This is a genomic window from Scandinavium sp. M-37 (genome assembly GCF_043558715.1).
Classification (GTDB): domain Bacteria; phylum Pseudomonadota; class Gammaproteobacteria; order Enterobacterales; family Enterobacteriaceae; genus Scandinavium; species Scandinavium vulneris_A.
Window position 1 is genome coordinate 40,490 of record NZ_JBIGIN010000008.1, and the last position, 19,438, is coordinate 59,927.

A 19,438-nucleotide genomic window follows, 5' to 3' on the forward strand; every position below is an offset into this window, starting at 1 on the left:
CGAAACAAAAACGGGAACCCTTACGGTTCCCGTTTTTGTTGTGTCCTGCCCGCTATCATTACAGCGATTTATCGACGGTGGTATCCGAGCCTTTGGTCAGGATCCGAACCTTATCACCTGGGTTAAAGACGATACTACCGTTGTAATTCTGCACCACATCAATGGTTGCGCCGGAATCCGTTTTGATCAGTAAATCAACTTTCTGCGGTGCCTGCTGAGTACTCTGATGATAGCGAGAAGCCCCAGCCCCAACGGCAGCGCCCGCAACGGTCATCGCCGTTTTGCCTTTCCCGTTACCGAACTGGTGGCCAATCACGCCGCCTAACGCCCCTGCCGCCACGGTGCGCAGAGGATGATATTGCCCGTTGGCCTCGGTCATTACCTGGCTCCTCTGAACCACGCCATACTCAACTAAGGTCTTGGTGCCTGCAAAACTGGACTGGCTGGCAAGAAACAGAAAACTGATTGCGATGAATGCACTTTTTTTCATGAGATTATCTTATAGTCATTAGGAAAGTACTCAAGATTCTGCCATCCCCTGTTTATTTCCTCTAAGACATTAATGCTACCGGACGTTGGCAAACGCCTTATCAGAACATGCCTGCGCTGAACATGTGCAGGCCCCGCTTGACACTGAGTATTCATACAGTATAAAACTGCACGCCTAATCCGTACAAAGGAAGCAGTCATGTTCGTCGAACTCATCTATGACAAACGCAATGTGGAAGGTTTACCCGCAGCAAGAGAGAAAATCCTCAATGAACTCACCCGCCGTGTTCATCACATTTTCCCGGAAGCAGAAGTGCGGGTTAAGCCGATGATGACCCTGCCCGCGATCAACACCGACGCCACTAAGCACGAAAAAGAGCAGATCAGTCGTGCCGTGCAGGAAATGTTCGAGGAAGCCGACATGTGGATGGTCGACGAATAACATCGCTTTATTCAGTTCACCATCAGCCTCAGACATAAGTTTTCCGGATACGGGGCAAAGTAATTCTGCGTTTGCAGATAACGGTCCGGATATTCAGCCAGATAATGTTTTAGCAACGTCAGCGGGGCCAGGATCGGCAGTTGCCCTTCACGGTAGCCGAGGATTACATCGCGTAGTTCGCCGCGCTGACGCGTATTCAGCTGCTCACGGAAATAGCCCTGAATGTGCATCAGCACGTTGGTGTGGTTTTTGCGGGAGGCGGGCTTCTTCAGGATAGTCATCAGTTTCTCGCGATAGACCACGAAGAATGCGTCCAGGTCTTGCCATTCGTGTAGCGAAGCGACGAAGGGGCCAATCTCACGGTAGCCCGGCTGATGATGCGCCAGCAATTGAAGCTTGTAGCGGCTATGAAAATCCAGTAGCGCATGGCGGTTGAGGCCGTTGGCGCGCAGGGTATTGAGTTCATGCAGGGCAAACACCCGCTCGACAAAGTTTTCCCGCAGCACGGGATCGTGCAAGCGACCATCTTCTTCCACCGGGAGCCACGGATATGTCTCCAGTAAGGCCCGGGTAAAGACCCCCACTCCTTCTTTGCGGCCGCGATTGCCTTTTTCATCGTACAAGCGCACGCGTTCCATTCCGCAGCTCGGGGATTTGGCGCAGACGATAAAGCCCGACAGGTCGCCCAATCGTGGCAGATAATCGGCGGTGAATTCCGTCATTTTCTCCGTCACATCGTCGTGCGGGGCATGGCTAAAGCGCATACGGATATCCCCGGCCGTCGTTTGCACCAGCCGCAGCGCCGGACGGGGAACAGGCAGGCCCATCGCCATCTCCGGACAAATGGGCTTAAAGGTCACCCATTGCGCCAGACTATCCATCACAAAGCCCATTCGTTTATGGCCGCCGTCAAATCGCACGGCCGAGCCGGTTAAACATCCGCTGATCCCAATGACGGGTTGAGTGTTCATGGCGTTATCCTCTCTCTACTGCGCTTTGCGGGTGAAGAACAACGTGACGGTTGCAACGGTCACTCCGAATTTCTTCATCTCGGTTTTATTAAAAAGATGGGTGCCGTCTTGCAGATACATCCAGTCATCGAAGTGCAACAGCCAGGTGCTGCCTTTCGCTGTCACATTCATGCTGTATCGCCAGTTAAAGGCATTACCCGCCGCCCGCCCGGTGGCGACACCATCGATGTCGCCTGCGGTGCCTTCGTAGCTGTCGGCCCCGACGCGGCGGATGTGCCACACCCGTTGCTGTTTCTCGCCATCGTCATAGACAAAATGTTCATTGAGCGTCAGGGTGTCGCCTTTAACATCGCCGGTAATCTCGACGTGGAAACGACGCAGCTGTTTTCCGCTGCGGTCCTGCACCATGCCCCACGCCTCGGTGTTGCCCTGGAAATAACGGAAGATGTCCAGCGGCGGCTGTTGAGCCTGGTATTCATTGACGTCCGTACTGCAGCCTGCCAGAAGCATCATCAGCCCCAGGGCCAGTATCAGAATACGTTTCATTTGCCACCTCCGATCAGCTGCTGACGCAGTTCAGGATATTGGGTGCGGGGATCGAGCCAAATCGCCAGGAAGCGTTGGCTGAAGGCTTCCGACTGGCGCGCCCCCAAGGGAGTGAAGGCTTTTTGCGCCGCCGACGCGCGATACCAAAACTGACCTTGCTGGCCGGTAAGGACAAAGGCCAACTGCGCCCCCGGCGTCACGTCGGGCCAGAGGGATTGCAGCATACTCAGCCAGGCGTCACTCTGCGGTTCCTGCTTAAGAATGCCCAGCGCCTGCCACTGCTCGCGGGTGGCATCGACCAGTTCCTCCCGGTCGATATCACGCTGGTAAGTAATGATCAGCGCCTGGTTCTGCGCCGGGCCGTCGTATCGCCCGTCGGGCGTACGCAGCTGGGATGTATAGACGGTAAATGGCCCCCACGTCAGCGTCGCATCGCCCACTTTGCGCCAACTTAACCAGTCGGCAGCATGACTGTACTGAGGGATGACTGCCAGCCACAGCAGCATCAGTAACGCGCTTCTCATGGTCGTTTCCCCATCAAAATGTGGAAAAATAGCATCAGTACCAGCCAGCCCGGCACCATCCAACTGACGACAATAAAAGTCGGTTGTAGAAAAGCGATCGCACCCAGACGTTCACCCAACACATATGCCACCGGCCCACCGCAGGTTGCCAGCAGCGCGAGGATCCACCCGGGAAGGGTTGAGGTGCTGCTAAGCGCGGTCCAGACGGTGGCAAACATCAGCCACAGCGCCACCATCCACAACGGCAACAAGGGCCCGCCGGTAAAATCGATAAGCTTTGTCAGTGCCCAGAAGGCATCCAGCGCACAGCCCGCGACTGCCAACAGCAGGGCATAAACTCGGTGTGCAGGCGACAGCATGAGGTACGCCAGGATCGCAAGACCGAGCCACAGAAACAGCCCACGCTCGCGAAACAGCACCACCAGCGCCCAATAAAAATCAAACGCCACCGCCATCAAAAAAACCTGCACATACTGTTTCATACGCGCTCCGCCGTAAGCTGCACCACGCTTATGGTCCGGGCATTAAACCCGGCTTCACAATAGCCAAAGTAGTAGAGCCACATGCGACGGAAGCGGTCATCAAAGCCCAGTTGTTCAATCTCTTGCCAGGCCTGAACAAAACGTTGCCGCCAGTGTGCCAGGGTGCGGGCATAATCGGGCCCCATATCAAACAGATTACGTACCACAAAATCGGTATGGCGGGTCATCAGCTCGCTCATCGCGGTGATACTCGGTAAAAAACCACCGGGGAAGATATAGCGCTGGATAAAATCGACGCTTTTGCTGTAGTCCCGATAACGCTGGTCCTGAATGGTAATCGCCTGAATCGCCATTCTGCCCCCCGGACGTAGCCGGGCCTGGCAGGTGCGGAAGAACGTTGGCAGGTAGCGTTGCCCCACCGCTTCTATCATCTCGACCGACACCAGTTTGTCGAATTCTCCAGTCAGATCGCGATAGTCGCACAGCAGCACCTGCACCTTATCCTGTAACCCCGCGCGGGCAATCCGGGCTGTGGCCCAGGTGTACTGCTCCTGCGACAGCGTAGTGGTGGTGACGCGACAGCCATAGTGCCGGGCGGCATATTCCGCCATCGCGCCCCATCCGGTGCCGATCTCCAGCAAATGATCGTCCGCCGTCAGCGCCAACTGCTCGCACAAACGTGCCATTTTTGCCTGCTGCGCCTGGTTTAGCGCCTGTTCGTCGGCGGTAAACAGCGCGCTGGAGTACAGCAGGTCTTCATCAAGGAAGTGCGAGTAAAACGCGTTCCCGAGGTCATAATGCGCAGCGATGTTTTGCCGCGCCTGGTCACGAGAGTTACGCCGGGTCCAGTGCCGCAGCCGCTCGACGGGTTTGCCCAGTAGGCGGAAGCCGCTTTCCAGTCGCCCCAGCACCCGGCCATTCAACGCCAGGATCTGCAACAGCGCTGTAAGTTGATGGGTATCCCACTCCCCGTCTATCCAGGCGTCTGCCGCAGCAAGACTCCCGCCGGTTAGCACTCGCCAGTAAACGCCCGGCGTCAGGATCTGCACGTCGGCACGCAGGCTTGCGGACGCATCGCCAAAATGCGTTGCCTGGGTTCCTTCATAAACGGTGAGCGAGCCGTGCCGAATCCCACTCAGCAGGCGAAACAGCAGCCAGCGTGCGACACGGACGTTGCGCGGGATATCGCGCTCAAGCGCAAAGACGGGATCGGTCATGAGCGTTCACTCCTGCTAACGGGGTGGTTATGGATCGGCACGCGTTTGAGCCACAGCCGCAGCGCCTGCCAGTAGATAGCAAACAGGGTTTTCAACGTCATCAGTGGCAGACGGCGCAACAGCGACGACAGATTTTTTCGCGTCAGGGGCTCGCGGTTCAGCAACAGCGTGGCATCAAACACTTTCGCCGCCTGATGGTTTTCGATATGCATATGCAGCGTTTTGCCAGGGGCGTTGAATCGCCAGTGATACACCATGTCCATCGGGTTAAAAGGCGAAACGTGAAACGCTTTTTCCATCGGCCTCGGGGCCTGGCCATCGATGGCATAGTAATGGCGTTCGTTCCACGGGGTGTTGCGTACCTCGGCCAGCACCCAGCGCAGGGTATTGGTCCGGTCATAGCAGTAATAAAAGTTGACCGGGTTAAAGTGAAAGCCGAAATACCGCAGCTGGGTCAAGAGCATCACCTGCCCCAGCGGACGCTCGCCGGTCAGCGATTGCAGCCGGTCGAGGACGTTTGCTTTCAGCGGCGTGCCCAGCGGATAATCCGCATCGTGGAAGGCAGCAGCGGCGAGGCGGTTGCGGCGAATGCCCACGGACGACAGCACCTCCAGCTCATCCAGGTCGAGCCAGGCCATAAACAGGTTGTAGCGAAACTGATGGGGTGTCGGCTGGAGGCGGCGATGGCGTAACACGCCCTGATACAGGCAGCTGTTCATCTTATTTGCCCTCTCCGGCGGCAATCCCGTGCACCACATCCAGTGCGCTGCGCACCCCATCCTCATGAAAACCGTTGTACCAGTAGGCGCCGCAAAACCAGCTCCGCTGATGGCCGTTTATTTCTTGCCGACGGGCCTGCGCGCGCCAGCTTTTGGGGTTAAAGAGCGGATGTTGATACACGAAGCGCTTCCAGACGTAGCGCGCGTCGACCGGGGTATCCGGGTTCAACGTGACGCAGAACAACGGGCTCCCCTCGGGTAGCCCTTGCAAAATATTCATGTTGTAGGTGACGCAGGCGCTGGCCTGATCCTGGTCGCTCAGACGATAGTTCCAGCTGGCCCAGGCGCGCTGGCGCACCGGCAGCCAGCGTGGGTCGCTGTGTAAGACCACCTCGTTACGCTGCCAGCCAATATCCCCGAGCACTTCCGTTTCGGCCTGCGTAGGGTCGGCCAGCATGGCTAATGCCTGCGCGGAGTGGCAGGCAAATATAACCTGGTCGAAGGTATGGCTTGCGTTTTCAAGTTCTATTTTTACCCCGCCGTCGAAGCGAATCACCTGCTGCACCGGGGCGTTGAGATGCAGGCTCAGACGATCGCCCAGCTTCGCCAGCATCGCGCGGATATATTCCCGCGAACCACCGGGCACGACGTACCACTGCGGACGTTGGGTGATATCCAGCAGTCCGTGATGCTCAAAGAAGCGCAAAAACAGCGGCAGCGGAAAACGGCGCATCTCCTGGAGCGACGATGACCAGATAGCGGCCCCCATCGGCAGAATATAATGGCGTGCGAAAAAGGGGCTAAAGCGGTGCTGCTCGAGGAAGGTTTGCAGCGTGTCGTTGGCATCGACGTCGTTCAGGGCCTGTTTTGCCAGGCGGTTGAAGCGCACGACCTCTTTCAGTAGCCCCCAGAATGACGGATTCACCAGATTGCGACGCTGCGCGAACAGCGACGTCAGGGTATGACCGTTGTACTCCAGGCCACTTTGCGGATTATGCACGGAGAAGCTCATCTGCGTTTTTTGCCCGCTAATGCCCAGTTCGCTCAGCAATCCCATAAAACGCGGATAGGTGCGGTCGTTGTAAACGATAAACCCGGTATCTATGGCATAGGTGCCCAGAGGGGTGGTGACATCTACGGTAGCGGTATGTCCACCTGCGGTGGGTTCGGCTTCGAACAACGTCACCTGATGATGCCCTGCCAGCCGCCAGGCGCAGGTCAGCCCGGCGATGCCGCTGCCGATAATGGCGATTTTCATGAGCGCACCATCCTGCGCAGTAACGCGCGTTGTAAAAACGCCGGAAGGCCTGCCATCAGACGCAGGATAAGGCTGAATCCTGTCGGGAAGGCGATGTGGTTCTTTCCTTTCGCCAGACCACGCCGGATAGCGGTCACGGCCTGCTCAACGCTCACCTGACCCGGCATCGCAAAATCATTTTTACGGGTCAGCGGGGTATCGACAAAGCCCGGCGACACCACCGTGACGGCAATCCCTTTCGGTTCCCAGTCCAGACGTAGAGTTTCGGCAAACCAGGTCAGGGCGGCTTTGGAGGCGCCATACGCTTCCGCTCGCGGAAAGTGCAGCCAATGCGCCATTGAACTGACCAGCACCACGCGATTACCCGAGACCAGCTGCGGCCCAAGCACCGCCAGGCAGTTTACCGGTCCGAGGAAATTAGTGGTCATCACCCGCTCCACCAGCGCGGCATCGACCACGCCGTTATCAAGATATTCGCAGGTGCCGGCACAGAGGATAACCAGGCCAGGTGAACAGTCTGCCAGCGCCTGGCGACAGGCGTCCCTGTCTGTCATATCGAACAGGCGAATCGAGATATTGGGACTGTATTGATGCAGGGCTTCAAGCCGGGCCGGGTCTCGCCCACAGGCGATGACGTGGTAGCCGTCATCAGCCCAGGATTTGGCGAGCCCGGCCCCAATGCCGGAGCTTGCGCCGGTGATGAGGACAGTCATCATGAGCGCACTCTCCTTTTGACACTGCGAACCGCCCACCCCAACAGCGGCAGGTGTTCGTAAATCATCTCGCCCGCATCGTAGTAATCGCGCTGGAGGACGACCCGGTCGTTACCGACTTCCACCATTGAGCATCCTGGCAGGGTCAGCGTTTCACCGCCGGCAATACGTGGATGCGACCAGTTCATCGTCCAGGTCAGGGCAAAACGATGACCGTCGCAAACCGGCGCATCAATCACAAAGCGGCAGTGCTCAACGTTGGCCAACAGATGGGTGAAGTATCGCTGGATGGCAAACAATCCGCGATGCTCGCCAAACGGATCGATAAGCGCGGCCTGAGCGTCGTAAAGCTCCGCCAGCGCCGAGGGCGGTTGGTTATCCAGCTCGGCGTAATAATCAATAAATCGATTGATAACGGATGGCATTGCACTCATGACTCTCACCCTAAACCTGAACAACGTGATGTAATCGTATAATTAAACTTATACAATAACGATAATTTGTCCAAGTTTTGAATGTGCTATTTTTAATAGCTCAATATTTTCAGTGAGATGGCAACGACTCTAGAGGGAGATAATCTCGAGGGAAGCGACCTGCGGCTGCCAAAGGTCAATCTGCCTTTGGCGCGCAGCCGTCAGTTTGCCGGTACTGACCAGCAGCCATTTGCGTTGCGGGAAGATTTCCGGCGCCAGGCTGGCGGGCGGGATCGGCAGCACATCGATGCGATGCCCCTGGCCGGTGCGTTTGAGCGCTTCGAGCCAGATCTCACAGGGGTCTGTCAGATGCCAGCCGGTAATCAGGTAATTATCGCCAGGCGCTTTTTTGTCACCTTCAAGGCAAAACGAGGTGTAGGAGATGATGATCCCGTCGAGGATTTCGCGCAGGGTCATCATCGCCGGAATGGTGGCCGAAACCTGGCTGCGCAGCGGACGTAGCACTTCGGTGACCAGTTCCGGGCGCGGATATTCACGGCCTGAGTCGTAAATCAGCTGGCGCAGGGATTCTATTTTTCCTTCTTTCAGCCGTTGCAGCATGCTCTCCTGCAAGGTGAGCCAGTTGTTCGTTCGACCCGCCTCTGGACGTGCCAGCAGCGGTTTCACCTGGCTGACGGGAACCCCTTTCCTCACCCAGTCGAGGATTTTGAGCGCCTGTTGGACATCGTCATCGCTGTACAGGCGATGGCCGCCATCGGTGCGCAGCGGTTTCAGCAGACCGTAACGTCGCTGCCAGGCACGGAGCGTGGTCGCGTTAATCCCGCAAAGCCGGGCAAATTCACCGATGGAGTAAGACATGTCAGACACCTGATAACAAAGAATACTCTCAATATACTACGAATAATGGCGGTCTGAATGAAGAGCGGAATGTTTGCACTACACTTTATTTCCAACTGCCCAGATGAAAGGAGTTCTCATGAAGCTATGGCCTGTTGTGACCGGTGTCGCTATTGCACTAACCCTGGTTGCCTGTAAATCCCCTACCCCTCCTAAAGGCGTTCAGCCAATAACCGACTTTGACGCCAGCCGCTATCTTGGCAAATGGTACGAAGTTGCACGTCTGGAAAACCGCTTCGAGCGTGGGCTTGAACAGGTGACCGCCACCTACGGTAAGCGCAGCGATGGCAGCATTAGCGTGCTCAATCGCGGTTACGACCCGGAGAAAAAAGCGTGGAAGGAGAGCGAAGGCAAAGCTTTGTTTACCGGCGCGCCGACCACCGCCGCACTGAAGGTCTCGTTCTTTGGCCCCTTCTACGGGGGTTATAACGTTTTCAAGCTCGACGATAATTATCAGTACGCGCTGGTGAGTGGCCCTAATCGCGATTATCTGTGGCTCCTGTCCCGGACACCGACTCTGCCGGATGCAGTAAAACAGGATTACCTGGACACCGCACGCCGCCTGGGCTTCCAGGTCGATAAGCTTGTGTGGGTGAAGCAATAACCTGACGGTCAGGTTAGGCGATTTTTGTGTTCATAAAATAAACCTCGCCCTTAATTTATTAAGGGGGTAATCTCGCAAAAAAAACAGGGGGCCATTATGAAAAACTTGATACTCGGTGTGATTGCCAAAATTTCCAAAATGGATGCTGAAGCCAAGCAGCTTGCGGCCAAAGTAGAGGCACAGTCTCTTCTGATAGGAGCATTATTACTGACCGTGGGTAAAAATGGCGGTATGAACGAAATGCTGGAAAACGTGAGGAAAGCCATTAATGCCGCACTGGATGCCGCTGATACCCCTTTGAAAAGCGATGCCGAATTATTATTGAATGAATTCAATGAACTGCTCATGTTGACTCAGTTACTTGAAACATCCGATTCTGAAATTGATTTTGAGGCGTTGAAGTCAATGCCTGGCGAAACGACTACAGACTGAAGCACCTAAAAGTCAACATAGATCCTACGTCTATGTTGACTTTACATGGGAACTTGAAGAGTACATATTCGCGTTGCCAAATAAGGAGCGATTCAAATGACTCGCACTGTGACATTGAGAATTGGTGATAAATCGAGATACTAGGGCAATGAGAACTGGACACACTAAAGCCCACCGCAGTGGGCCTTGAAAATTTATTACTGGTTATTTTTTAACAGAGTTGTCGACCGTTGTAATAGTATTGCCCTGCTGGTCTTTGATAATATTCAAAGAAACATTATCAACTTTGCGGGTAACGAGAACGTTGATATCTTTCTCGTCATTACAGTTAAAATCGCCTTGTACTGACAAAGCTATGGGTTCCAGACCATCGTCAGTTGAGAAAGGTATATAATCGACATGTCCATCCTTACTGATTTTCTTAACAACAACAGCACCTGTTTTTACGCTTTTTTCCAAGTTATAAACTATACCATTGCGGGAATCGGTATCAATAACCTTACCACTGCCTGAAAACTTCGCGGTTGTTAAGACTACTGCGTCAATATCCGTACCTGATGAAGCAGATGATGCGTCAAAGCTGGTGTCTATCATTTTGATGTAGGGATAGCCATTAGTGCCAGCACCAAGTGAATCCAGATCATAACCATACACACTACCAGTACTATTCGATTGGGTTGATACAGGGGCTATTTTTTTCCACGTGATATTGTCTTTTGAAACATAGGTGTCCCAATGTTCAACAACATTATGCTCATAGACATAGAAATCTGGAGCATTTGTTCCGCCTGTAAACAGTGTTAAATCTCCAGTAGAGAGAACCAAGGTTCCCCCTCCCCCCAAAGAAACCGTTAGCTGGTCAGGTTCACCCAGCGCCCGGGCCGGATCGTTCTGAGGTGATATTACTTTATCAGTACCCACTTTATATAACACCACCTCAGATGCGAAGCCCACTGCTTTTACCGGGATATCAGGATATCCCGAATATACCTGTGCAAAGCTGGAGACTGATGTTGCAATAAAAGAAAATGCTATGATTTGTTTAACTATGTTTTGCATAAAAATCCCTTTTAAGATGATAGCCTATCGAATTTAACATCCAGAAAACCCACGAGAGTGGGCACGCTAAGTGCTATCAATCATTGGTTCATTCCTGCACCCAGCACGGCTTGAACACTCAACGCCATTGAAAAACAGGATATCATGCCACATTGACGATGAGTGCAGCGCTATTTTGAACCTATCCTCAATAAATAACCATTCTATTTTTACTTTTCAGATCAACAATGATTATCTATTCACTGGGAATATCAGTAAGCAATAAAATACAACAAAGGCATGTATACATTCTGAATAATATATTTATGATGAATAGTCGGAAATGTCTAAATAAATCACCAGAAAGGCGGTTTATGGATAAGTAGTTTAGATAACAGTATGAATACTATGTATAAAAACGGGAACCATTTGAGCAGTAAAGACCGCTGCAATGGCGAATAAGGTTGTTGCTCAGACCTGCGTTTTTTAAAAACCTTCGCCAATATCCACTTCCTGCGCGAATTCATAATAAACCCCTTATCATCACTTATTAATGACAAAAAAATGCCGCCACAAGGGCGGCACATCACTGGACTAGCGGACCAGATGCAGGAAGTGAAGATGTTTCTCATACTGATCGAGTATATCGTTGATTAGCTGCTCCTGATTCCAGCCCATCACATCATAATCTTGTCCACCCTCTTTGAGATAAACTTCAGCTCTGTAGTAACGATGTTGCTCAGCCTGTTGCTCATCAGCGTCCATCGCCGCCAGGGCGAACGTAGGCGAGTTATAGCCACGGAGTCTCACTTCATAGATGAAGTTGAGCTCATTGCCTAAATCCACCTCAAAACGAATTCGATCATCTGATTCATCACCAATGTGGCTTAACGTGCCCTGCTTATTCAGTTCCTCCTGAACCAGGGACATAGCAGGTTTAATCACATCATCCATGAAACGTTTTACGAGCGAGCGTTTTGGCAGGTAGGCAATTTTACGCAGCCGACGCTGCCATGGAATGGGATTACGCGCCGCAGTGGGAGCAATCGTTGCCATGCTCAGACTTTCACGCTTGGTTAAATCGCGGCGAAGCGCCTTCAGAAGTCCATATATAGAGATGAGCAGGATCACTGAGAACGGTAGCGCGCTGGCGATAGTGACAGTTTGTAGCGCACTCAGCCCTCCCGCCAGAAGTAAGGCTATGGCGACAACGCCCATCAATGATGCCCAAAATATACGCTGCCAGACAGGCGTATTCGCCTCACCACCAGAGGCTAAGGTGTCAACAACCATTGCTCCGGAGTCAGCGGAGGTGACAAAGAAGACAATAACCATCGCCATGGCAATAAACGACAATATTGAAGAGAACGGGAAATGCTCAAGAAAATTAAACAGAGCCAGGGCCACATCCTGTTGGACGGTATTTGCGAGGTCAGTTGCTCCCTGATTCATAATGAGATTAATGGCACTGTTACCAAAAACGGTCATCCACAACAACGTGAAGCCTGCTGGAACAAATAATACTCCCGTTACAAATTCACGAATTGTTCTTCCGCGGGAAACACGGGCGATAAACATGCCGACAAACGGAGACCATGATAACCACCACCCCCAGTACAATAATGTCCAGCCACCTAGCCAGTTACTTGATTTAGGTTCGTAAGCGTAGAGATTGAACGTTTTGCTCACTAATTCCGAAAGATAGCCGCCGGTATTTTCCACAAAGGATTTAAGAAGCAATACCGTGGGGCCCAACAGCATAACCAGAACAAGAAGAATAACCGCCAGTCCAAGGTTGAGCTCAGAGAGAATACGTATACCTTTATCCAGGCCGGAGACCACTGAAATGGTCGCCAACCCGGTAATAACGACGATAAGTATGACCTGCACAGTTGCATTGATAGGCACACCAAACAGGTGGTTAAGCCCGGCATTAACCTGCAGCACACCGTAACCCAACGATGTTGCGACGCCAAAAACCGTACCAATAACGGCGAAGATATCCACGGCATGGCCTATCGGGCCGTAGATTTTATCCCCGATGATGGGATAAAGCGCCGAACGAAGAGTCAACGGGAGACCGTGACGATAGCTGAAAAAAGCCAGAATCAGCGCAACTATGGCATATATAGCCCAGGCGTGGAGCCCCCAGTGGAAGAACGTCAAGCGCATCGCTTCTTTGGCTGCGGCAACAGTTTCGGGTGTACCGACCGGCGGCGACAAATAGTGCATCACCGGCTCAGCCACACCAAAGAACATTAATCCTATGCCCATGCCTGCAGAAAATAACATGGCAAACCAGGAATGATAGCTAAAGTCAGGCTGCGCATGGTCGGGCCCTAGCTTGATATCGCCATAACGCGACAATCCCAGAAACGTCACACTGAGTAAAATTAGCGCGACGGCCAGGATGTAAAACCAGCTGGCATTGGTGAAGATTTTTTGCTGTAGAAGTTTGAAATTTTTATCGGCAACGTCTGGAAAGATCGCGGCAAATGCGACAAGAAGGAATATTAACAAAGCAGAGGTGAAGAATACTGCTTTGTTAATCTGGCTTTTTGACTGCTTTGGGACTGTTTCAGTTTCACTCATATTTTTTACTTTCCATTTATCGACCCTTGTGGGAGGTGTGATCTCCTACAGGGTAGCAAAATGGGCCTAAACTTGCATTTCTGGGCAACAAGAAGCAGCAACAGTAAAAAAGACGCGACGAAGGTTACTGCGGCTACTGTCGGGCTTCAGCATCGCCTTCTGGTGCACAGCAGATTGAACGTGAACACCTGAATCTTCGCAACCGGTAAAGCGACTAAATCGCAAGCCTCCTGGATACTCAAAATCATCCGAAAAAAAACGGGAACCTATTGGCTCCCGTTATTGTTTAACCCAGCAAGTGGATTACATGTTCGCGATGATCGCGTCACCAAACTCTGAACATTTCAGCAGCTTAGCGCCTTCCATCAGACGTTCGAAGTCATAGGTCACGGTTTTGGCAGCGATTGCGCCTTCCATGCCTTTAACAATCAGGTCTGCGGCTTCGAACCATTCCATATGACGGAGCATCATTTCCGCTGACAGGATAACGGAACCTGGGTTCACTTTGTCCTGACCGGCATATTTTGGTGCAGTGCCGTGGGTGGCTTCGAACAGGGCGCATTCGTCGCCGATGTTCGCGCCTGGTGCGATACCGATACCGCCAACCTGTGCCGCCAGGGCATCAGAAATGTAGTCCCCGTTCAGGTTCATACAGGCGATAACGTCGTATTCAGCCGGACGCAGCAGGATCTGCTGCAGGAAAGCATCGGCGATCACATCTTTAATGATGATCTCTTTGCCGGTGTTCGGGTTCTTGATTTTCTGCCACGGGCCACCGTCGATCAGCTCACCGCCGAACTCTTCTTTCGCCAGCTGGTAACCCCAGTCTTTGAAAGCGCCTTCGGTGAACTTCATGATGTTGCCTTTGTGAACAATGGTCACAGAGTCACGGTCGTTGGTGATAGCGTACTCAATCGCGGCACGAACCAGGCGCTTGGTGCCTTCTTCGGAGCACGGCTTGATGCCGATCCCGCAGTGTTCAGGGAAGCGAATTTTCTTCACGCCCATCTCTTCACGCAGGAATTTGATGACTTTCTCAGCGTCGGCAGAGTCGGCTTTCCACTCGATGCCCGCGTAGATGTCTTCAGAGTTTTCACGGAAGATAACCATGTCGGTCAGTTCCGGATGTTTAACCGGGCTTGGGGTGCCCTGGTAGTAACGTACCGGGCGCAGGCAGACGTACAGGTCCAGCTCCTGGCGCAGGGCAACGTTCAGAGAACGGATACCGCCACCGACGGGTGTGGTCAGCGGGCCTTTGATGGCAACGCGGTAATCACGAATCAGATCCAGCGTCTCAGCCGGCAGCCAGACGTCCTGGCCGTACAATTTGGTGGATTTCTCCCCGGTGTAAATTTCCATCCAGGAAATTTTACGCTCGCCTTTATAGGCTTTCTCAACGGCGGCATTCACCACTTTGATCATCGGCGGAGTCACGTCGACACCGATACCATCACCTTCAATGAAAGGGATAATCGGGTTGTGAGGGACGTTCAGTTTGCCGTTTTGCAGGGTGATTTTTTGGCCTTCCGCCGGAACAACTACTTTGCTTTCCATTAACCTCTCCTTCGAGCGCTTCTGGTGACTGCTCGTGCCTTTCGTGTCCTGGGTAACGTTGCTGCCCGGCAACGCGAATCAGTGTGAGCAATATTTTTTGTTAATGATTTGTAATGAGCTAGTTGATACTACCTGAATGTTGGGTTCCATGAAAGGTCTTCGTAATTAGGCTATAATGCGGCAATTGACCCGGCCTGAAAATACCATGACGAAAACTTCTTTTAGAAATCACCGCCTTAAGCGATTCAGCTCACAACAAGCTTCCAGACAACGCAAAGAAAGCCAACCAAAACGGGTGATTTTGTTCAATAAACCCTACGATGTTTTGCCGCAGTTCACCGACGAAGCCGGACGCAGCACGCTGAAAGATTTTATCGATGTTCAGGGCGTGTATGCCGCGGGTCGTCTTGACCGCGATAGCGAAGGCCTGCTGGTGTTGACCAACGATGGCGCGCTTCAGGCGCAGCTCACCCAGCCGGGTAAACGGACCGGTAAAATCTACTATGTGCAGGTGGAAGGCGAGCCGGATGAGACAGCGCTGGATTCACTGCGCAAAGGTGTTACCCTCAATGACGGCCCGACATTGCCTGCGGGCATCGAACGGGTGGAAGAACCTGAGTGGCTCTGGCCGCGCAATCCCCCCATTCGTGAACGCAAAGCCATTCCCACTACCTGGCTGAAAGTCACGCTGTACGAAGGGCGTAATCGTCAGGTGCGGCGCATGACTGCGCATGTGGGCTACCCTACCCTGCGCCTGATCCGCTACGCGATGGGCCATTACACCCTTGATAATCTCGCTAACGGCCAGTGGCGAGATGCCTGAAAAAGGAAGCCACATGTTTAAACCCCACGTCACCGTCGCCTGCGTCGTTCACGCCAAAGGTAAGTTTCTGATTGTCGAAGAAACCGTTAACGGCAAAGCCACGTGGAACCAGCCTGCCGGGCATCTGGAAGCGGATGAAACCCTGGTTCAGGCCGCTGAGCGCGAACTATGGGAAGAGACCGGCATTCGCGCCACACCGCAGCATTTGATTCGCGTTCATCAATGGATTGCCCCGGACAATACGCCATTCCTGCGCTTTCTGTTTGCCATTGAGCTCGACACTATTTGCGCCACCGAACCGCACGATGACGACATCGACCGCTGCCTGTGGCTGAGCGCGGAAGAGATCCTCACCGCCTGTCATTTACGTTCGCCATTGGTGGCGGAAAGCATCCGCTGCTGGCAGAGCGGACAACGCCTGCCGCTGGAAATCATTGGCGAATTTAACTGGCCATTCACAAAGGGTGTCAACACCGGGGCTGCGTGATAGAATATGCCGCCTTGAAGTTCAATGTCGTGAGTATTCCAATGTCAGAAAGCCCAAAAAAAGTGATCGTCGGCATGTCCGGCGGTGTCGATTCCTCCGTTTCTGCTTACCTGCTGCAACAGCAAGGTTATAAGGTAGAAGGCCTGTTCATGAAGAACTGGGAAGAGGACGACGGCGAGGAATATTGTACTGCCGCTGCCGATCTGGCAGATGCGCAGGCCGTGTGTGACAAACTCGGCATTGAGCTACACACCGTCAACTTTGCCGCAGAATACTGGGATAACGTCTTTGAGCTGTTCCTCGAAGAGTACAAAGCTGGCCGCACGCCAAACCCGGATATTCTGTGCAACAAAGAGATCAAATTCAAAGCCTTCCTCGAGTTCGCGGCTGAAGATTTAGGTGCCGATTTCATCGCCACCGGTCACTACGTGCGCCGCGCCGACGTGAACGGCAAGAGCCAGCTCCTGCGCGGCCTCGACAGCAATAAAGACCAGAGCTATTTCCTCTATACCCTGAGCCATGAACAAATCGCACAAAGCCTGTTCCCGGTGGGTGAGTTAGAAAAGCCTGAAGTTCGCCGTATTGCGGAAGAGCTCGATCTCATTACCGCCAAGAAAAAAGACTCCACCGGTATTTGCTTCATCGGCGAGCGCAAATTCCGTGAATTCCTGGGTCGCTACCTGCCTGCTCAGCCGGGCAAAATCGTTACCGTTGACGGCGACGTGATCGGTGAGCACCAGGGTCTGATGTATCACACCCTCGGCCAGCGTAAAGGCTTAGGGATCGGCGGCACCAAAGACGGCAGCGAAGAGCCGTGGTACACCGTCGATAAAGACGTCGAAAATAATATTCTGGTGGTGGCGCAGGGGCATGACCACCCGCGCCTGATGTCCGTCGGCCTGATTGCCCAACAGCTCCATTGGGTGGATCGCGAAGTGCTGACCGGCACCCTGCGCTGCACGGTGAAAACTCGCTATCGCCAGACAGACATTCCGTGCACCGTTACCGCACTGGATGAAGACCGCATTGAGGTTCGCTTTGACGAGCCTGTTTCAGCCGTAACGCCTGGCCAGTCCGCTGTGTTCTACAGCGGTGAAGTGTGCCTTGGCGGCGGCATTATCGAACAGCGTCTGCCGCTGCCGGTTTAAGACTCAGACTGCACACAGAAAGGAGCTTTGAGTGGCGAAGAATTATTACGATATCACGCTGGCGCTGGCAGGCATTTGCCAGTCTGCCCGCCTGGTTCAGCAGCTGGCGCATCAGGGTCATTGCGATAACGATGCGCTACACGTGGCGCTGAACAGCGTTATCGATCTTAACCCGGATTCCACTCTGGGTGTGTTCGGTGGCAGTGAAGCCAATCTTCGCCTCGGTCTGGAAACGCTGCTCGGCGTGCTTAACGCCAGCAGTCGTCAGGGCCTCAACGCTGAGCTGACGCGCTACACCTTAAGCCTGATGGTGCTCGAACGTAAGCTCTCTTCCGCGAAAGGCGCAATGGATACCCTGGGCGATCGCATCGCCGGGCTTCAGCGCCAGCTCGATCATTTTGATTTGCAGTCTGAAACGCTGCTGAGCGCGATGGCGGCGATTTATGTCGATGTCATCAGCCCGCTGGGCCCACGTATCCAGGTGACGGGCTCCCCTGCCGTGCTGCAAAGCCCGCAGGTACAGGCCAAAGTTCGCGCTGGTTTACTGGCCGGGATCCGCGCTGCGGTGCTGTGGCACCAGGTTGGCGGTGGACGTCTGCAGCTTATGTTTTCCCGTAATCGCCTGACCACTCAGGCTAAACAAATTCTTGCTCATATAACTCCGGAGTTGTGATCTATGGAATTATCCTCACTGACCGCCGTTTCCCCTGTCGATGGACGCTACGGCGATAAAGTCAGCGCGCTGCGCGGCATTTTCAGCGAATTTGGTTTGCTGAAATTCCGTGTGCAGGTTGAAGTTCGTTGGCTGCAAAAGTTGGCCGCGCACACAGCTGTCAAGGAAGTTCCAGCTTTTGCTGTCGACGCAAACGGTTTCCTCGATAAAATCATCGCCGATTTTAACGAAGAAGACGCCGCGCGAATCAAAACCATCGAGCGCACCACCAATCACGACGTGAAAGCGGTTGAATACTTCCTGAAAGAGAAAGTGGCGGAGGTTCCGGCCCTGCACGCGGTGTCCGAGTTCATTCACTTCGCCTGCACCTCTGAAGATATCAACAACCTCTCCCACGCGCTGATGCTGAAAACCGCCCGTGACGAAGTGGTGCTGCCTTACTGGCGCAAGCTCATCGACGCGGTGAAAGACCTGGCGGTGCAGTATCGCGATATTCCGCTGCTCTCCCGTACCCACGGTCAGCCTGCGACGCCATCCACCATGGGTAAAGAGATGGCTAACGTCGCTTACCGTCTGGAGCGTCAATATCGTCAGCTGAACCAGGTTGAGATCCTCGGCAAAATTAACGGCGCGGTCGGCAACTATAACGCCCACATCGCCGCGTACCCGGAAGTGGACTGGCACCAGTTCAGCGAAGAGTTTGTGACGTCGCTGGGCATCCAGTGGAACCCTTACACCACTCAGATTGAACCACACGACTACATTGCCGAACTGTTCGACTGTGTCGCGCGCTTCAACACCATCCTGATCGACTTCGACCGCGACGTGTGGGGCTATGTGGCGCTGAACCACTTCAAGCAAAAAACCATCGCCGGTGAAATCGGTTCGTCCACTATGCCGCACAAAGTGAACCCGATTGACTTCGAAAACTCCGAAGGCAACCTCGGCCTGTCCAACGCCGTGCTGCAACATCTGGCGAGCAAACTGCCAGTCTCCCGCTGGCAGCGTGACCTCACCGACTCCACCGTGCTGCGTAACCTCGGCGTCGGCCTGGGCTATGCGCTGATTGCGTATCAGTCGACCCTGAAAGGTGTAAGCAAGCTGGAAGTCAACCGCGACCGTCTGCTGGAAGAGCTGGACAACAACTGGGAAGTGTTGGCGGAGCCGATTCAGACCGTGATGCGTCGCTACGGCATCGAGAAGCCTTACGAGAAGCTCAAAGAGCTGACCCGTGGTAAGCGCGTGGATGCCGAAGGCATGAAACAGTTCATCGACGGTCTGGCTCTGCCGGAACACGAGAAAGCCCGTCTGAAAGAGATGACCCCGGCGAACTACATTGGCCGTGCGACCACCATGGTCGACGAGCTGAAGTAATTCAGGGCACGGTATATCGCA

At 53.6% G+C, this 19,438-nt stretch carries 22 protein-coding genes; 8 read left to right on the forward strand and 14 right to left on the reverse strand.

The annotated features are described in order from the left end of the window. Window positions 1-58: 58 nt before the first annotated feature. Window positions 59-490: a glycine zipper 2TM domain-containing protein gene (locus tag ACG0Z5_RS08245; protein ID WP_394446469.1), complete on the reverse strand. Its 432-nt coding sequence runs from the start codon at window positions 488-490 to the stop codon at window positions 59-61. A 198-nt stretch (window positions 491-688) separates the two neighbouring features. Between ACG0Z5_RS08245 and ACG0Z5_RS08250 the strand changes: the two genes are divergently transcribed. After that, complete coding sequence (locus ACG0Z5_RS08250; protein ID WP_319630020.1) at window positions 689-931, forward strand: DinI family protein; 243 nt, start codon at window positions 689-691, stop codon at window positions 929-931. A gap of 11 nt (window positions 932-942) precedes the next feature. Here ACG0Z5_RS08250 and ACG0Z5_RS08255 read toward each other — a convergent pair whose 3' ends face one another. The 10 genes from ACG0Z5_RS08255 to ACG0Z5_RS08300 all read right to left on the reverse strand — a co-directional run bounded on the left by ACG0Z5_RS08255 (window position 943) and on the right by ACG0Z5_RS08300 (window position 8,653). Further along, complete coding sequence (locus ACG0Z5_RS08255; RefSeq protein ID WP_394446470.1) at window positions 943-1,902, reverse strand: YbgA family protein; 960 nt, start codon at window positions 1,900-1,902, stop codon at window positions 943-945. Window positions 1,903-1,917: 15 nt separating this feature from the next. Continuing rightward, a complete protein-coding gene (locus ACG0Z5_RS08260) occupies window positions 1,918-2,448 on the reverse strand; it encodes a DUF3833 domain-containing protein (RefSeq protein ID WP_394446471.1) in 531 nt (176 codons plus the stop codon). Continuing rightward, window positions 2,445-2,972, reverse strand: a complete 528-nt coding sequence (locus ACG0Z5_RS08265) for a hypothetical protein (RefSeq protein WP_394446472.1) — start codon at window positions 2,970-2,972, stop codon at window positions 2,445-2,447. The genes ACG0Z5_RS08260 and ACG0Z5_RS08265 overlap by 4 nt, the downstream gene beginning before the upstream one ends. Continuing rightward, window positions 2,969-3,454: a DUF2878 domain-containing protein gene (locus tag ACG0Z5_RS08270; RefSeq protein WP_394446473.1), complete on the reverse strand. Its 486-nt coding sequence runs from the start codon at window positions 3,452-3,454 to the stop codon at window positions 2,969-2,971. Before ACG0Z5_RS08270 ends, ACG0Z5_RS08265 begins: the two co-directional genes overlap by 4 nt. Beyond that, window positions 3,451-4,671: a class I SAM-dependent methyltransferase gene (locus ACG0Z5_RS08275; RefSeq protein ID WP_394446474.1), complete on the reverse strand. Its 1,221-nt coding sequence runs from the start codon at window positions 4,669-4,671 to the stop codon at window positions 3,451-3,453. The genes ACG0Z5_RS08270 and ACG0Z5_RS08275 overlap by 4 nt, the downstream gene beginning before the upstream one ends. Then, entirely contained in the window at window positions 4,668-5,390 is a 723-nt protein-coding gene (locus ACG0Z5_RS08280; RefSeq protein WP_394446475.1) for a DUF1365 domain-containing protein, read from the reverse strand. Before ACG0Z5_RS08280 ends, ACG0Z5_RS08275 begins: the two co-directional genes overlap by 4 nt. A gap of 1 nt (window position 5,391) precedes the next feature. After that, on the reverse strand, window positions 5,392-6,648 hold the full coding sequence (locus ACG0Z5_RS08285) for an NAD(P)/FAD-dependent oxidoreductase (RefSeq protein WP_394446476.1): 1,257 nt from the start codon (window positions 6,646-6,648) through the stop codon (window positions 5,392-5,394). Continuing rightward, a complete protein-coding gene (locus ACG0Z5_RS08290; protein WP_394446477.1) occupies window positions 6,645-7,364 on the reverse strand; it encodes an SDR family NAD(P)-dependent oxidoreductase in 720 nt (239 codons plus the stop codon). The genes ACG0Z5_RS08285 and ACG0Z5_RS08290 overlap by 4 nt, the downstream gene beginning before the upstream one ends. Beyond that, a complete protein-coding gene (locus ACG0Z5_RS08295) occupies window positions 7,361-7,795 on the reverse strand; it encodes a nuclear transport factor 2 family protein (RefSeq protein WP_394446478.1) in 435 nt (144 codons plus the stop codon). Before ACG0Z5_RS08295 ends, ACG0Z5_RS08290 begins: the two co-directional genes overlap by 4 nt. 129 nt (window positions 7,796-7,924) lie before the next feature. Then, on the reverse strand, window positions 7,925-8,653 hold the full coding sequence (locus tag ACG0Z5_RS08300; RefSeq protein ID WP_394446479.1) for a MerR family transcriptional regulator: 729 nt from the start codon (window positions 8,651-8,653) through the stop codon (window positions 7,925-7,927). A 118-nt stretch (window positions 8,654-8,771) separates the two neighbouring features. Here ACG0Z5_RS08300 and ACG0Z5_RS08305 point away from each other — a divergent pair, with 118 nt between their 5' ends. Together ACG0Z5_RS08305 and iraP are read left to right on the forward strand one after the other, a co-directional pair. After that, the gene (locus tag ACG0Z5_RS08305) at window positions 8,772-9,296 is read left to right on the forward strand and encodes a lipocalin family protein (RefSeq protein ID WP_394446480.1); all 525 of its coding nucleotides are present in this window, start codon (window positions 8,772-8,774) and stop codon (window positions 9,294-9,296) included. 96 nt (window positions 9,297-9,392) lie between these two features. Next, complete coding sequence (gene iraP / locus ACG0Z5_RS08310; protein WP_394446481.1) at window positions 9,393-9,728, forward strand: anti-adapter protein IraP; 336 nt, start codon at window positions 9,393-9,395, stop codon at window positions 9,726-9,728. A 204-nt stretch (window positions 9,729-9,932) separates the two neighbouring features. On the opposite strand, the gene ACG0Z5_RS08315 is transcribed toward iraP, so the two are convergent. The 3 genes from ACG0Z5_RS08315 to icd all read right to left on the reverse strand — a co-directional run bounded on the left by ACG0Z5_RS08315 (window position 9,933) and on the right by icd (window position 14,912). Then, window positions 9,933-10,787, reverse strand: coding sequence for a cell envelope biogenesis protein OmpA (locus ACG0Z5_RS08315; RefSeq protein WP_394446482.1), 855 nt, complete (start codon window positions 10,785-10,787; stop codon window positions 9,933-9,935). Window positions 10,788-11,360: 573 nt separating this feature from the next. Next, on the reverse strand, window positions 11,361-13,358 hold the full coding sequence (locus ACG0Z5_RS08320) for a BCCT family transporter (RefSeq protein WP_394446483.1): 1,998 nt from the start codon (window positions 13,356-13,358) through the stop codon (window positions 11,361-11,363). 303 nt (window positions 13,359-13,661) lie between these two features. Continuing rightward, window positions 13,662-14,912 carry an NADP-dependent isocitrate dehydrogenase gene (gene icd / locus ACG0Z5_RS08325; protein ID WP_319630007.1) on the reverse strand — a complete coding sequence of 417 codons (1,251 nt, stop codon included), beginning with the start codon at window positions 14,910-14,912 and terminating at the stop codon, window positions 13,662-13,664. Between the two features lie 175 nt (window positions 14,913-15,087). Between icd and rluE the strand changes: the two genes are divergently transcribed. From rluE to purB, 5 genes are read left to right on the forward strand one after another with little or no spacing between them, the layout of a single operon-like run. Further along, complete coding sequence (rluE, locus tag ACG0Z5_RS08330) at window positions 15,088-15,735, forward strand: 23S rRNA pseudouridine(2457) synthase RluE (protein WP_394446484.1); 648 nt, start codon at window positions 15,088-15,090, stop codon at window positions 15,733-15,735. 13 nt (window positions 15,736-15,748) lie between these two features. Then, window positions 15,749-16,222 (forward strand): NUDIX hydrolase, encoded by a 474-nt coding sequence (locus tag ACG0Z5_RS08335; protein WP_394446485.1) that lies wholly within the window; start codon window positions 15,749-15,751, stop codon window positions 16,220-16,222. Window positions 16,223-16,263: 41 nt separating this feature from the next. Then, window positions 16,264-17,370, forward strand: coding sequence for a tRNA 2-thiouridine(34) synthase MnmA (mnmA, locus tag ACG0Z5_RS08340; protein WP_394446486.1), 1,107 nt, complete (start codon window positions 16,264-16,266; stop codon window positions 17,368-17,370). Between the two features lie 31 nt (window positions 17,371-17,401). After that, window positions 17,402-18,043, forward strand: a complete 642-nt coding sequence (hflD, locus tag ACG0Z5_RS08345) for a high frequency lysogenization protein HflD (protein ID WP_319787004.1) — start codon at window positions 17,402-17,404, stop codon at window positions 18,041-18,043. A 3-nt stretch (window positions 18,044-18,046) separates the two neighbouring features. Beyond that, window positions 18,047-19,417, forward strand: a complete 1,371-nt coding sequence (purB, locus tag ACG0Z5_RS08350) for an adenylosuccinate lyase (RefSeq protein ID WP_394446487.1) — start codon at window positions 18,047-18,049, stop codon at window positions 19,415-19,417. Window positions 19,418-19,438: the final 21 nt, after the last annotated feature.

Excerpts from the sequence above, each read along its gene's own strand:
- ACG0Z5_RS08245 (WP_394446469.1), bottom strand. The coding sequence starts at position 490 with ATGAAAAAAAGTGCATTCATCGCAATCAGTTTTCTGTTTCTTGCCAGC.
- ACG0Z5_RS08250 (WP_319630020.1), top strand. The coding sequence starts at position 689 with ATGTTCGTCGAACTCATCTATGACAAACGCAATGTGGAAGGTTTACCC.
- ACG0Z5_RS08255 (WP_394446470.1), bottom strand. The coding sequence starts at position 1,902 with ATGAACACTCAACCCGTCATTGGGATCAGCGGATGTTTAACCGGCTCG.
- ACG0Z5_RS08260 (WP_394446471.1), bottom strand. The coding sequence starts at position 2,448 with ATGAAACGTATTCTGATACTGGCCCTGGGGCTGATGATGCTTCTGGCA.
- ACG0Z5_RS08265 (WP_394446472.1), bottom strand. The coding sequence starts at position 2,972 with ATGAGAAGCGCGTTACTGATGCTGCTGTGGCTGGCAGTCATCCCTCAG.
- ACG0Z5_RS08270 (WP_394446473.1), bottom strand. The coding sequence starts at position 3,454 with ATGAAACAGTATGTGCAGGTTTTTTTGATGGCGGTGGCGTTTGATTTT.
- ACG0Z5_RS08275 (WP_394446474.1), bottom strand. The coding sequence starts at position 4,671 with ATGACCGATCCCGTCTTTGCGCTTGAGCGCGATATCCCGCGCAACGTC.
- ACG0Z5_RS08280 (WP_394446475.1), bottom strand. The coding sequence starts at position 5,390 with ATGAACAGCTGCCTGTATCAGGGCGTGTTACGCCATCGCCGCCTCCAG.
- ACG0Z5_RS08285 (WP_394446476.1), bottom strand. The coding sequence starts at position 6,648 with ATGAAAATCGCCATTATCGGCAGCGGCATCGCCGGGCTGACCTGCGCC.
- ACG0Z5_RS08290 (WP_394446477.1), bottom strand. The coding sequence starts at position 7,364 with ATGATGACTGTCCTCATCACCGGCGCAAGCTCCGGCATTGGGGCCGGG.
- ACG0Z5_RS08295 (WP_394446478.1), bottom strand. The coding sequence starts at position 7,795 with ATGAGTGCAATGCCATCCGTTATCAATCGATTTATTGATTATTACGCC.
- ACG0Z5_RS08300 (WP_394446479.1), bottom strand. The coding sequence starts at position 8,653 with ATGTCTTACTCCATCGGTGAATTTGCCCGGCTTTGCGGGATTAACGCG.
- ACG0Z5_RS08305 (WP_394446480.1), top strand. The coding sequence starts at position 8,772 with ATGAAGCTATGGCCTGTTGTGACCGGTGTCGCTATTGCACTAACCCTG.
- iraP (WP_394446481.1), top strand. The coding sequence starts at position 9,393 with ATGAAAAACTTGATACTCGGTGTGATTGCCAAAATTTCCAAAATGGAT.
- ACG0Z5_RS08315 (WP_394446482.1), bottom strand. The coding sequence starts at position 10,787 with ATGCAAAACATAGTTAAACAAATCATAGCATTTTCTTTTATTGCAACA.
- ACG0Z5_RS08320 (WP_394446483.1), bottom strand. The coding sequence starts at position 13,358 with ATGAGTGAAACTGAAACAGTCCCAAAGCAGTCAAAAAGCCAGATTAAC.
- icd (WP_319630007.1), bottom strand. The coding sequence starts at position 14,912 with ATGGAAAGCAAAGTAGTTGTTCCGGCGGAAGGCCAAAAAATCACCCTG.
- rluE (WP_394446484.1), top strand. The coding sequence starts at position 15,088 with ATGCGGCAATTGACCCGGCCTGAAAATACCATGACGAAAACTTCTTTT.
- ACG0Z5_RS08335 (WP_394446485.1), top strand. The coding sequence starts at position 15,749 with ATGTTTAAACCCCACGTCACCGTCGCCTGCGTCGTTCACGCCAAAGGT.
- mnmA (WP_394446486.1), top strand. The coding sequence starts at position 16,264 with ATGTCAGAAAGCCCAAAAAAAGTGATCGTCGGCATGTCCGGCGGTGTC.
- purB (WP_394446487.1), top strand. The coding sequence starts at position 18,047 with ATGGAATTATCCTCACTGACCGCCGTTTCCCCTGTCGATGGACGCTAC.